A 13,211-nucleotide genomic window follows, 5' to 3' on the forward strand; every position below is an offset into this window, starting at 1 on the left:
TTAAAAGTCTCTTAAAAGTTTCCTAAACCTTAATAGAACGTTAACGCGGTGGCTATCTTTAGGATCTAAACTTTCAACCTATGTTCTTTAAAAAATTACTTGTCTTTGGGCTAGTAAGCTGCTCATTTACGATGTATGGGCAAGATTACTTTCCAGCAAACGCTGGAGTCAAGTCCAAAAACCAAAATTACACGGTGTTCACAAACGCCACCATCCACAAAACTCCCACAGAAACCATTAAAAATGGAACACTTGTAGTGCAAGATGGAAAAGTGGTCTCTGTAGGCAAATCTTCATCATACGCTCAAAATGCTATTGTTGTAGATCTTAATGGTAAACATGTCTATCCATCTTTTGTAGACATCTATACTAATTTTGGTATCGATAAGCCTAAGCGTGCAGGAGGATCTGGACGTGCTTCACAATATGATAACTCTCGCGAGGGAGCTTACTGGAATGACCATATCTTATCTGAGCAAGATGGCTATCAAGATTTTAAGTACGATTCAAAAAAAGCAACCGAATATCTTGAGGCTGGTTTTGGCGTAGTTGCAACACATCAACACGATGGTATTGCACGTGGTACAGGAGCGCTTATCGCACTTAATAATGATGGAAATACTGCAAACCGCGTGATAGAAGATCGCCTTGGTCAGTATTTCTCATTTGATAAGAGTGTAACCTCACGCCAGTCATACCCATCTTCTAAAATGGGGGCAACAGCATTATTACGCCAGTTGCAGCATGATTTAGACTGGTATGAGAAAGGAAATATAGACACTAAGGATCTTTCTTTAGAGGCGCTTTCGCGAAACAAAGGGCTTCCGCAGTTTTTTGAAGGTGATGGCTTATATGATGATCTTCGTATAGATAAACTAGGTGACCAGTTTGGTATCGACTACGTAATTATTGCCGGTGGTGATGAGTATAAACGTATCGGAGAAGTTAAGGCGATGAATCGTAAGATGATTCTCCCACTTAAATTTCCAGATGCCTACGATATGGAAAATCCATACGCTGCCGAATATGTAGCGCTTTCTGATATGAAACATTGGAATCAAGCACCTACAAACCCTAAAGCATTACAAGATGCAGGAGTAACATTTGCACTTACTACATTCTCACATAAATCTCCCAAAGATTTTAAAGGCCATTTGATGAAAGCAATCAAATATGGTCTTTCTAAGCAAAGAGCCTTAGAAGCACTTACTACAATTCCAGCAACAATGATTGGAAAGAGCGGTGAGCTTGGAGTACTTAAATCAGGTGCGTGGGCAAACTTCATGATTACTTCTGGAGAGGTTTTTGAAAAAGACACAGAGCTTTATGAGCACTGGATTCAAGGTAACAAAACGGTAATCAAGGATATGAACACAGTTAATATTGACGGTGTTTATACAATGAATATTAGTGGAGCTACTTATGAGCTAGAGATTAAAAACGCGTTAGAAAAAGCAAAAGCATCTCTTAAAAAGGGAACAGAAGATGTAAAAAGTGAATTTTCTTATAAGGATGAATGGGTAACAGTAACGTTCCCTCAAAGCGAAGGAAAATTTGTACGTCTTGTAGCAAGAGCATCTGCAGATGGTCTAAGCGGCAAAGCAATTCTTGCAGATGGTTCTGAGAAAAACTTTACTTCTACTAAGAAAGCACTAGCTAAGAGTGGTGATAAAGACGATAAGAAAGAAGAGGATAAACCTCTTACGGTAATGCCACTTACCTTTCCTAATATGGCTTTTGGTTTTGAGACAAGACCAACACAGCAAGATATCCTAATCACCAATGCCACTGTGTGGACAAATGAAGCAGAAGGTATTCTTGAAAACACTGATCTCTTAATAAAAGATGGGAAAATCAGCGCAGTTGGTAAAAACCTTTCTGCTCGCGGAGCTATGGTTGTAGATGGTACTGGTAAGCATGTTACTTCTGGTATTATAGATGAGCACTCTCACATTGCTGCATTTGCAATCAACGAGTCTGGTCACAACTCTACGGCAGAGGTTCGCATGAGTGATGTAGTGAACCCAGACGATTCTGATATTTATCGCAATCTTGCTGGTGGAGTTACAGCTATTCAATTATTACACGGATCTGCAAATCCTATTGGAGGACAGAGTGCAGTAATGAAATTAAAGTGGGGAGCGCCTATCGATGAGATGGTAATTGCAAATAAGAAATTTATCAAATTTGCTTTGGGTGAAAACGTAAAGCAAGCAAACTGGAATAGCTTCTCAAGATTCCCACAAACGAGAATGGGAGTAGAGCAAGTATTTGTGGACTACTTTACAAGAGCAAAAGAATACGAAGCAAAGAAAAAGAGCGGTCAGCCATATCGTATGGATGAGGAGATGGAAACTATTGTAGACATCCTTAATATGGATCGTTTAATTTCTTGTCACTCTTATGTACAAAGTGAAATAAATATGACCATGAAAGTTGCAGAGCAGTTTGGCTTCCATATCAATACGTTCACACATATACTTGAAGGTTATAAAGTTGCAGATAAAATGGCCGAACACGGTGTAGGAGGATCAACATTCTCAGACTGGTGGGCTTACAAATATGAGGTGAATGATGCTATTCCTTATAATGCAGCAATCATGCATAGAGCAGGAGTAACCGTTGCTATCAACTCTGATGATGGTGAGATGTCAAGACGTCTTAATCAAGAAGCTGCAAAAATTCATAAGTACGGTGGTATTTCTGAAGAGGATGCATGGAAAATGGTAACTCTTAATCCAGCAAAACTATTACACATGGATGATCGCGCAGGTAGTTTGAAGCCTGGTAAAGATGGAGATGTTGTGATATGGACAGATCATCCTCTTAGTATTAAAGCGAGAGCAGAGAAAACGATTATTGAAGGAAAAGTATTTTTCGATATGAAAAAAGACGAAGAACTTCGTAAAACAGTGCAACGTGAGAAAGCACAACTTACTGCAATGATGCTTGCAGAAAAGAATAAAGGCTTACAAACGCAACCTGCCAAAAAGAAAGAAAAACAACGTATGCATTGTGATACAGAACAAACACTTTACTAAGATGAAAACACTACAACAAATAATAGTAGCCGTTGTTTTCCTTTTAGGAGCAACTGCAAGCGCACAGCAAACACCTGCAGCAGCACAAACTGCCGCATATACCATTACGGGAGCAACTGCTCACGTAGGTAACGGAACCGTAGTAGAAAATGCCACTATCGTTTTTGAAAACGGTAAAATAAGCATGATTCAAAGCGGAGGAACAGCCACTAAAGGCGAAGTCATTAATGCTACTGGAAAGCATGTGTATCCTGGTTTTATAGCTACAAACACCACATTAGGTCTTGTAGAAGCAGCAGCCGTGAGACAATCTAATGATGATGATGAGATAGGAGAATTAATTCCTCATGTGCGTGGTATTATCGCTTACAATGCAGAATCTAAAGTAGTAGAGAGCATGAGACCAAATGGCGTACTTATGGCGCAAATTCGCCCCGTGGGAGGCACCATCTCTGGATCTTCTTCTCTCGTACAACTTGATGCTTGGAACTGGGAAGATGCTGCTTACAAAACAGACGAAGGTATCTTTATGGAATGGCCTCGCACGATGCGCCGTGGACGCTGGTGGTTAGGTGAGGAGCCAGGTTATAAACCAAACAAAAATTATAGTAAAGATGTAAATGAAATCAAAACCTTTTTCAAAAACTCACGAGCTTATGGAAAAGGGAACACCTCAAAAAACCTTCCTTTTGAAGCGATGCGTGGTGTTTTTGATGGAACTCAAAATGTATATGTCTCTGCAAATGATCAGAAGCAAATACTTGATGTGATTGCTTTTGCAAAGGAGATGAATCTCAAAAATGTAGTTCTTGTGGGAGGATACCAGTCTTACAAAGTAACAGCAGAACTTGTAGCTGCAAATATGCCAGTAATTTTACAACGTGTACAAGAACTACCTTCTATGGAGGATCATGATTATGACTTACCATATAAGTTACCTAAGCTTCTTACAGACGCTGGTGTTACAGTTGCGTTAGGATATGATTCAGAGTATTGGCAAGTACGTAATCTTCCCTTTTATGCGGGACAGGTTACTCAATTTGGTATGAGTGATGAAGATGCACTTAAAATGATTACAATGAATCCTGCAAAAATTATGGGAGTTTCAAATAATGTTGGGACACTTGAAGTAGGAAAAGATGCAACCCTTTTCATAAGCGAAGGAAATGCACTAGACATGAGAGGAAATATCCTTTCGAGAGCATTTATCCAAGGACGTGATATAAGTTTAGAGTCTCACCAGACCAAGCTTGCAAAGCGTTATGCAGAGAAGTACGGACAGAAGGAGTAATCCTTAATCTTAGTTATATTAATTAGTAAAGCCCGAGCAATTGCTCGGGCTTTTGTTTGTAGTAAATTAGTAACGGCTATTTAATCACTTGACAACCTCCACCAGAAATTCGGCTAGAGTAGCTGTCTACTTGAAGTCCATTACGTTCATAAAGTGCGGTACTTTCAGATAGGTATTTATCTATGTCCGCTTTCGCGAAAGCGAGACAAAACATACTAGGTCCGCTGCCAGAAATACCAAAGGCTATGCATCCATTCTGTTGAGAAATAGCTTTAATCTCATCAAAATGCGGAATCAATTGCTTGCGATGTGGCTCTACGAGTACATCTTTAATACTTTCCTTAAATAATTCCTTATCCCATTCATAGAGCGAGGCAACAAAGCCTGCCAGATGTTGCGATTGTGCAATGGCATCCTTGAGAGGCACGTGCGTGGGTAAAATCTCTCTTGCTTCTTTAGTTTTTATGGTAATATGCGGGTGTAAAATCCCAACGTAAACTGTATCCATGGGAGGTAAGGCAATTACCTTAAATGGGTTGTAGCCAGTAACGAGCGTGGTACCTCCATAAATGCAAGGTGCCACATTATCTGCATGCTCATTACCACTTGCCAGTGCTTCGCCTTTCATGGCGTAGCGCGTGAGTTCAAGATTAGATAATGGCTTTTCTAAAAACTGATTGATACCATACACAGCCCCTGCTGCGCTTGCACTGCTGCTGCCTATTCCAGAACCGGAGCGTATTTTTTTATGAATCTCTATTTCAACTCCAAAATCTGCATTAATACCTTCTAGCATGGCATTACCCGCGACACCGGCTACATTTTTGTGAGCTTCCATAGGGAGCGTATCACCTGTGATTTCTGTAATCGTTACTCCGCGACCTTCGGTTTTTCTAAAAACCATTTCATCACCTATACCTTCGAGTGCAAAGCCTAGCGAATCAAAACCGCAGTTTACATTTGCCACTGTAGCGGGACAAAATACGCGTATCGCCGTAGGATTAGCAAGGCTTTGTACCGTGGCTTTTTTATTTATTTCTTGAGACATATAATTATTATCTAAGTCTTATGATATCGCTGAAGAGTCCGCTGGCAGTAACATCTCCTCCTGCACCTGCACCTTTTACAATTAGCGGCTGCTCTGGGTAGCGTGCCGTGTAAAATAAAACAATATTGTCAGACCCTTCAAGGTTGTAAAACGGACTGTCTGCACCTACAGACTGTAAGCCTACACTTGCTTTGCCATTATCCAACTGTGCTACATATTTAAGGCGTTTTCCTGCTGCTGTAGCATCGGCAACTAGTTTTTCAAAGTGTGCTGCATCTTCTTTAAGTGTTTCAAAGAAGTGAGGAACGTCTGTGCTTTCTAGATTGTTTTTGGTTAAAAAAGGTGAGTTTACAATATCTTCTAGCTCTAATTCAAGTCCGCTTTCTCTTGCGAGTATAAGAATTTTACGTGCCACATCTACACCACTTAAATCAATACGAGGATCTGGCTCTGTGTAGCCTTCTTCTTTGGCTTGTTGTACTACATCATAAAAGCTATCACCGCTTTTAAAGTTATTAAAAACAAAGTTGAGACTACCAGAAAGTACCGCTTGTACTTTAGTAATACTATCACCAGACGCGATAAGGTTCTGTAAAGTGTCTATTATAGGTAAACCAGCACCTACGTTGGTTTCAAACTTAAATGGAGCATTATATTTTCTGCTTAATCGTTTAAGGTTTGCATAGTATTCTTGTTTTCCAGCGGCAGCAATTTTATTACATGCAACCACTGCGATGCTATTTCTCAAGTATTCTTCATATGCCATTGCTACGGGTTCATTTGCCGTAATATCTACAAATACTGAGTTGCGCTGGTTGAGAGCGATTACGTTTTCGCGAAAGCGAACAATATCTGCCTTCTCACCTTGTGCAAGCGCTTCTTCCCAATTATCTAAATCAATAGCTTGTTCTGAGACGAGCATCTTGCGACTGTTTGAAAGTCCTAGAACTCTTATATTAAGGTTGAGATGGTCTTTCAGATATTTTTTCTGACTATTAATTTGATCAAGGAGTTTTGCTCCCACATTTCCTACACCAGTAATGAAGAGATTAATTTGCTTTCTGTTTCCTTCAAAGAAAACTTCATGCAGGCTGTTAAGCGCTTTTTTTACATCCTTCTCGGCAATTACTGCAGAGATATTTTTCTCACTCGCTCCTTGTGCAATGGCCCGTATATTCACGTTGTTTTTACCAAGTGTGGAGAACATTTTACCAGAAATCCCTTGATGACTTTTCATAGATTCTCCTACGAGTGCAATAATGGCAAGAGAAGTCTCGACAATCACCGGATCAATCTTACGTAGTGATAGCTCGTAAGCAAACTCTGTTTCTATTGCTGTTTTTGCACGCAAGGCATCAGCCTCCATCACACCGATACAGATGCTATGTTCGCTAGAAGCCTGTGTAATAAGGATCACATTTATTTGCTGTAAAGAGAGTACTTCAAAAAGGCGTTTTGAAATTCCAGAAATTCCCACCATTCCTGCGCCTTCCAGAGTGAGTAGTGCAACATCACTTATATGAGAGATTCCCTTAATAGGGTTTCCATTGCTTCCTTCTTGCTGTCCTATGCGAGTTCCAGCTTCATCTGGAGCCATCGTATTTTTGATATAAATAGGAATGTTTTTACTAAGCGCAGGCACGATAGTAGGAGGGTAGAGCACCTTTGCTCCAAAATGCGATAACTCCATCGCCTCGTGATATGATATGTCACGTATAGGTTTTGCCTGTTTTACAAGCTTCGGGTTTGCAGAGAACATCCCACTCACATCTGTCCATATTTCAAGTTGGTCGACTTCCAGCGCAGCTGCAATTATAGCCGCAGTAAAATCTGAGCCACCACGACCTAGTGTACTTGTTTCTCCCGTAGCAGTACTCGCAATAAATCCTCCTAGAATGGTGATGTTTTGTGACGCTTTCGCGAAAAATTCCTTGATATTTTCATTAGTGCGATCATACAATACACTGGCTTTGGTATGATTACCATCGGTAATGATAAGTTGTCTACTATCTTTTAATGTGGCTTCAATCCCTTTATGGTTGAAGGCTGCTGTTATGATACGGCTGCTGGTAAGCTCTCCAAAAGCAGCGAGTTTGTCTAGTGTTTTAGGTGAAAGCTCGTTGATTAAAAAAATACCCTTGAGTAAGTCGTCTAAGTGCGACATAAGTGCACTTATATCTGCCATTACTATAGCATCACCTTCGGTAAGTGCTTTTGCAAAAGCCGTGTGTTTTTGGTGTATTTCTAAAAATACATCCTTATAAGTTTCGTCTTTTTGAGCAGCAAGCGTTCCGGCCTTTAGTAATAAATCTGTAATTCCACCCACTGCCGAAACAACAACAGCTACTGGATGTGAAGCTGCTTGATGGTTTACAATAGCGATTACTTTTTCTATGTTTTTAACACTCCCCACAGAAGTGCCTCCAAATTTTAATATGCGCATAGTATGCAATTTTACATTTTCGCAAAAGCGAAAATGGTATGAATAAACTAATTAATTTGTGTGTGTGGAAGAGATCCTTGCTCGCGCAAGTAATAGATAGGTGATATGTACGACTATAACCCCAACGGGGTAATTGTACCAATAGTAATAGTGGTAGTCAAGAAAATCGAAGTGTATTGTGTTGTTCTCATCTTGTTTCTGATATGTTAAATGTAGTACATTTACCTAAGGAGGCAAGAAGAAGCTCTTAGTTTTAAGGATATGACAATTCTTGACGTACTTCTAGCACGATACTGATAATGTGATAATTTGAAGTTTACTTTCGTGAATATTTAATGAATTTTAAAACATTTTTCTTCATAAAGATGGAGAAACTACCTAATTATAGCTAAATGAAAATATACAGCGCCAAACAAATTTACGAAGCAGATAAAGCAACCATTGAAAAGGAAGGGATTCCATCTTATAATCTCATGGAACGCGCCGGTGGTTACGTTTATGAGTGGATGAACCAGCGTTTACAAGGGCAGCCTGTGCCTATAAAAGTATTTTGTGGTATCGGTAACAATGGTGGTGACGCCTTAGTGATAGCAAGGTTACTTCTTAAAAATGGCTATAATGTAGACACGTATATTGTACACTGTAATGACAAGCGTTCTCCAGACTTTTTAAAAGCCTATGATGCTCTAAAGAGCGAAGTAAAAAAATGGCCAGAAATTATTAAAGGAGTAGAAAACTTCCCAGAGATAAGTCCGCAAGATATTGTGGTAGATGGAATCTTTGGGATAGGGCTTAACAGATGTCCAGATGATTGGGTAAAAGCACTTTTTGTAAAAATAAATGAGTCTAGGGCTTACACACTTTCTATCGATATCCCGTCTGGGATGTACACAGATAGAGGCGCAGATAAAGATGATGTAATTGTACATGCTACGTTTGTGCTCAGTTTTATGTCACCAAAACTTGCTTTCTTTTTACCAGAAACAGGCAAGTATATAAATATGTGGGATACTATTGATATAGGTCTAGATCCAGAATTTCTCGCAAAAACTCCTACTGATGTTACGCTAATTTCAAAACCGGAAATTCAGCAGATGTACAAAGGGAGGTCGCAGTATTCTCACAAGGGAATGTACGGCCATAGCTTAATTATAGGAGGAAGTTTTGGAAAAATGGGTGCTGTGCAACTTGCTAGTAAAGCTGCTCTTAGAGCGGGTAGTGGTCTTGTGACGGCTTATGTACCGCAAATAGGCGTTCCTATATTACAAACGGCGCTTCCAGAAGTAATGGTAGAGACCGATAATTATAATGGAAAAGTGTTTGAAGAAATTGATTTTCAAACCGAAGCAAATGCGATTGCAATAGGCCCAGGAATGGGAACCGATGAGAAAACGGTAAGAGCAATGGAGTCGTTCTTAAAGAAGCAAAAACAACCACTAGTGATAGATGCAGATGCGATTAATATCATTTCAAAACGACCATCACTTATGGAGCAAGTACCTCCATTATCTATTTTTACGCCACATCCAGGTGAGCTTGAGCGTTTAATAGGCAAGTGGGATGACGACTTTGATAAGCTAGAGAAAACAGCAAAATTTGCAAAAAATCATAATGTTATTATCGTAATTAAAGGTGCTCATACGATTACCGTTTATGATATGAATTTATATATAAACACTACTGGTAACCCTGGATTGTCTACAGCAGGAACAGGAGATGTGCTTACAGGAGTTATCACTGGGCATATAGCACAAGGATATCATCCTATGGAGGCCGCTATGATGGGAGTATACTTTCACGGTCTTGCAGCAGATGTTGCTGTAAATCAATACGGTATAGAAGGACTTATAGCAGGTGATGTAACAGAGTTTTTAGGAAGAGCAGTAATGAGCCTCTTTGAAAAACCAGAGCAAGAAGGAGCACAGGCACCACCACAACAGTAGGACATACATCATAAAATAATAAAAGGGATAGCGCACTAGCGCTATCCCTTTTATTATTAAAAGTATACTTACTTTACATTACTCAACAGTAACAGGAAAAGTAACTTGAATATCAGTTTCACCACCAGCATCACTTAACGTTCCATCGTTAGGCTTAGTAGGCTCGTGACGTAGGGTAACTGTAAGTGTACCTGTACCAGCAGTTGCTCCGGTAGTAAGTGTCACTACAGTACCAAGTGGGTTATTATCACTATCAAAGTTACCGTATGCAATCGCTGCATCTACTCCTGCACTTGGAGTATAAAATACTTGGTGCTCATCTGCCTCTTCTTCTACCTCTTCGGTAATATCTTCTGCTGGGCTTTCTGTTTCGTTAAGAAACTCTACAGTACCATTATAAACAGTGCTTACATCTAAGTTGCCAGAGACTGTAATTGTAGGTGCGTTAGGACCATCTCCATCAAGATCTTGTGATGTAAGAACGATCGTTTCTGCGCCAGACTGTAGTGTGAGATTTAAGGTTGTTATTACCTCTTCTTCATTGATTATTTCTGGAATGTCTGCATCGTCATCACTAGAACAAGCTGCAAGGCTAATGGCAGTAAGGGCGATAAGTGTGTAATTTCTAAAGTTTTTCATTGTTTGTGTGTTGTTACGCTTTCGCGAAAGCGTGATTTTAATAATTAATTTTAAGTTGTAATAAAAAATTTCTACCTAGATCGTCTGCAAAATAGCGCTGGCGATTTAAGTACTCCCTGTAAGAGGTGTCAAATAGATTGTTTACCATAAGACCTACGTTAAGATTGCTCTTATCATTTATTACAAAATCAATAGAGCTTCTAAAGTTGAGAAGATGATACGCATCGGGAGGTGTGCTTATATCTACTAACTCTGTTGTGTTAGTCTCAGGTAGAAAAACGTCAAAGTTTGTGTCAGGAAACTCATTTTGACGAAATACATAGTTACTCTCAAGTGACAGCTTCAAGTTATTTACAGACGGCATTGTATACGTAACACTGTTACGCGTACTCGCCGAAGGCACATTAATTAAAGCTCTGTCAAAGGTTACATCCTTTCCTTTTACTAGTGAAAACTGATTAGAAAATTCAAAACGATCTGTTACTTGAACGTTGTTATCTATGTCAAAACCTAACAGTCTAGCTTGTGTCTGTCTATACTCCCATACAGGAAAACTACCTCTTAAGGTCTGCTGTACGCCTGTAGGCTCTATAAGGATAAAATCCTCTATAAAGTTTGCAAACGGAGCAATAGTAAAACTCCAAGTGTCTGTAGATCTTGTAAAATTTAATGAAATTTTATTTGCGACTTCTTGATTAAAACTTAGGTCACCTAGCTCTAGACGGGCAGCACTCTGGTGTAATCCATCAGAAAATAATTCTGATACATTAGGCGAGCGTGATGCTAGTGCATAGTTTAAGGAAACCGTAGTCGCATCATTTACCTCATAAGAGGCTCCTGCTGTTGCTGAGAAATTATGATACTCAAATTCTGGTTTTACAAATATTTGATTTTCAAATTCTTCAACAACAAACTGAGCAAAGTTTACATCATATTCCCTGGCTTCCCAGAGGCTAGTGATGTAAAACTTCTTTGCATTGATGCGGTTGTAATCATATCTTGCTCCTGCTTCTATAGTCCACATTCCAAAGTCTTTAGAACCTAACGCATAGATACCAAAGTCATAACCTTGGTAATCTGGTATTAGTCTCCTCACTCCGGTAACGGGGTCAGGAAAGTGATCTTGGTACCTTCCAGAAATACCCACCTTTGCGGTAATGGTATTATCTGCCGTGTAGTCAAAATCTATTTTCCCTCCTATAGTTTCAAGTTGTAAATCAATAGATGGTCTTAAGTCATCGCTATCGCGACGTATGTCAAACTCTAGTCTGTTATTGCGCTGGTAATCTACCTGAGCACTTAACTTCCCAAAGTTATCAAAGCGATAAAATGACTTTAGTTTTGCAATCTGATGTTTTACTTCCTGTCTAGGGGCATTAATATCATACGTAAATGGCTCCACTACAAAGGGCTCTTGGCTGTTTATAGCAACCGAGAGATCTGCAGCATTACCTACGTGCGATGAGCGTAAAATACCAGATTCTTTGTCAAAAATCGAGTAGCTAGCCTCTACACCGTAACGATATTTATTAACTCCTATACGTACAGAAAGGTCTCTCTCATACAGAGCTGTGTTACTTAGTACATAATCTGGCGCTTCAAAATCCCCAAATCGTTTCAAAGTTCCATTTATGCCTCCATACCAGCCGTTATTATATGATTTTATTAAAGAAGTAGTCAGAGAACCTCCACGACCATTGGTCGCTCCGGTTATAATTGTTCTTCCAAAAAGGGTATCCTTTACAGGTACCTGCTCTGGCTCTATGATAATGGTGCCTCCTATAGCATCACCACCATATTGCAATCCTGCTGCTCCTTTAATAACTGTGACTTCACCAGCCGCATTTACATCTATATTAGGAGCATGTTCTACACCCCATTCTTGATCTTGCAAGCGCGTGCCTTCTGTAATAAGTACTACTCTACTAGAGTGTAGTCCCTGTATCACAGGCTTTACAACAGAGTTACCCGTGTTTAATGAGGTAACACCACTTAGATTTTTAAGCGCATCACCTAGTGATGCTGCGCTGTTATTTTCTAAGATGTTGTGGTCTACCACACTCTCTGTCGCTGTACGGCTTTTACTTTTATGAGCGTGTGCAACAACCTCTACATCGCCTAGAGACTCTAGGTGATGCTCCATATTAATAGTGCGAGTTGTATTACCGCTTACAGTTACTTTTACAAGTTGTGTCTCACACGCAGGATGAGATACCTGTAGTGTATACTGGTCCTCACAAAGATCTGTAATCACATATTTTCCTTGGGCATCTGTTCTCACAGATCGCTCAGAACCTACTATAATAATGGTTGCTCCTTCAAGCACTTCATTATCGTGTAAATCTATAATGTATCCAGATAAAGTGTACGAGCACTCTTGTGCTGTAACTGTAATGCTCAGCAAGGCAATGCTAAGCCATAAATAAAATTTCATAAAATTTGTTTTGCTAATTATTGAATGTTATTCAATGCTTAACAAAACGGTGGTCCGCGGTCTGAGGAACTTAGGACAATGTTTTTGTAAAATGCTTTAGGTAAAACATCTACTTCCTTTAAGTTGGGTAATGTGATTGTTTTATACGCTTTCGCGAAAGCGTAAACCCCTACTTTAACAATATGAAGATCTCCTAAATCACAATCAAGGTTCTTCTCGTGTACGTGAGTTTTATTACCAAATGAACAGGTGTCGTAATGTGTATGATTTTCTGTACTATGAATGAAAGAAACAATTGCAGGCAGCATAAATGCAAACATTACTAGTAATGCAGCTGCGCGATAAAAAGTATGTAATTTATGTTCTTTCAAA

8 protein-coding genes are annotated in these 13,211 nt (G+C 39.5%); 3 read left to right on the forward strand and 5 right to left on the reverse strand.

Annotated elements, in window-relative coordinates:
- Positions 1-80: 80 nt before the first annotated feature.
- Together D017_RS11510 and D017_RS11515 are read left to right on the forward strand one after the other, a co-directional pair.
- Entirely contained in the window at positions 81-3,041 is a 2,961-nt protein-coding gene (locus D017_RS11510) for an amidohydrolase family protein (protein ID WP_035336646.1), read from the forward strand.
- 1 nt (position 3,042) lies between these two features.
- Entirely contained in the window at positions 3,043-4,332 is a 1,290-nt protein-coding gene (locus D017_RS11515; RefSeq protein WP_035336647.1) for an amidohydrolase family protein, read from the forward strand.
- Between the two features lie 76 nt (positions 4,333-4,408).
- Here D017_RS11515 and D017_RS11520 read toward each other — a convergent pair whose 3' ends face one another.
- Together D017_RS11520 and thrA are read right to left on the reverse strand one after the other, a co-directional pair.
- On the reverse strand, positions 4,409-5,380 hold the full coding sequence (locus tag D017_RS11520) for a homoserine kinase (protein ID WP_051583893.1): 972 nt from the start codon (positions 5,378-5,380) through the stop codon (positions 4,409-4,411).
- A gap of 7 nt (positions 5,381-5,387) precedes the next feature.
- Positions 5,388-7,823, reverse strand: coding sequence for a bifunctional aspartate kinase/homoserine dehydrogenase I (thrA, locus tag D017_RS11525; protein WP_035336649.1), 2,436 nt, complete (start codon positions 7,821-7,823; stop codon positions 5,388-5,390).
- A 392-nt stretch (positions 7,824-8,215) separates the two neighbouring features.
- Here thrA and D017_RS11530 point away from each other — a divergent pair, with 392 nt between their 5' ends.
- Complete coding sequence (locus D017_RS11530; RefSeq protein ID WP_035336650.1) at positions 8,216-9,766, forward strand: bifunctional ADP-dependent NAD(P)H-hydrate dehydratase/NAD(P)H-hydrate epimerase; 1,551 nt, start codon at positions 8,216-8,218, stop codon at positions 9,764-9,766.
- Positions 9,767-9,844: 78 nt separating this feature from the next.
- Here D017_RS11530 and D017_RS11535 read toward each other — a convergent pair whose 3' ends face one another.
- From D017_RS11535 to D017_RS11545, 3 genes are read right to left on the reverse strand one after another with little or no spacing between them, the layout of a single operon-like run.
- The gene (locus tag D017_RS11535; protein ID WP_035336652.1) at positions 9,845-10,405 is read right to left on the reverse strand and encodes a hypothetical protein; all 561 of its coding nucleotides are present in this window, start codon (positions 10,403-10,405) and stop codon (positions 9,845-9,847) included.
- 37 nt (positions 10,406-10,442) lie between these two features.
- Positions 10,443-12,839, reverse strand: coding sequence for a TonB-dependent receptor (locus tag D017_RS11540; protein ID WP_051583894.1), 2,397 nt, complete (start codon positions 12,837-12,839; stop codon positions 10,443-10,445).
- A 38-nt stretch (positions 12,840-12,877) separates the two neighbouring features.
- A complete protein-coding gene (locus tag D017_RS11545; RefSeq protein ID WP_035336654.1) occupies positions 12,878-13,210 on the reverse strand; it encodes a hypothetical protein in 333 nt (110 codons plus the stop codon).
- Position 13,211: the final 1 nt, after the last annotated feature.

It is taken from the genome of Dokdonia sp. PRO95 (assembly GCF_000355805.1).
In the GTDB taxonomy this organism is placed as follows: Bacteria; Bacteroidota; Bacteroidia; order Flavobacteriales; family Flavobacteriaceae; genus Dokdonia.

What these genes read in the sequence shown, in the direction of transcription:
- D017_RS11515 (WP_035336647.1), top strand. Translation starts at nt 3,043, where the DNA reads ATGAAAACACTACAACAAATAATAGTAGCCGTTGTTTTCCTTTTAGGA.
- D017_RS11535 (WP_035336652.1), bottom strand. Translation starts at nt 10,405, where the DNA reads ATGAAAAACTTTAGAAATTACACACTTATCGCCCTTACTGCCATTAGC.
- D017_RS11530 (WP_035336650.1), top strand. Translation starts at nt 8,216, where the DNA reads ATGAAAATATACAGCGCCAAACAAATTTACGAAGCAGATAAAGCAACC.
- D017_RS11540 (WP_051583894.1), bottom strand. Translation starts at nt 12,839, where the DNA reads ATGAAATTTTATTTATGGCTTAGCATTGCCTTGCTGAGCATTACAGTT.
- D017_RS11520 (WP_051583893.1), bottom strand. Translation starts at nt 5,380, where the DNA reads ATGTCTCAAGAAATAAATAAAAAAGCCACGGTACAAAGCCTTGCTAAT.
- thrA (WP_035336649.1), bottom strand. Translation starts at nt 7,823, where the DNA reads ATGCGCATATTAAAATTTGGAGGCACTTCTGTGGGGAGTGTTAAAAAC.
- D017_RS11510 (WP_035336646.1), top strand. Translation starts at nt 81, where the DNA reads ATGTTCTTTAAAAAATTACTTGTCTTTGGGCTAGTAAGCTGCTCATTT.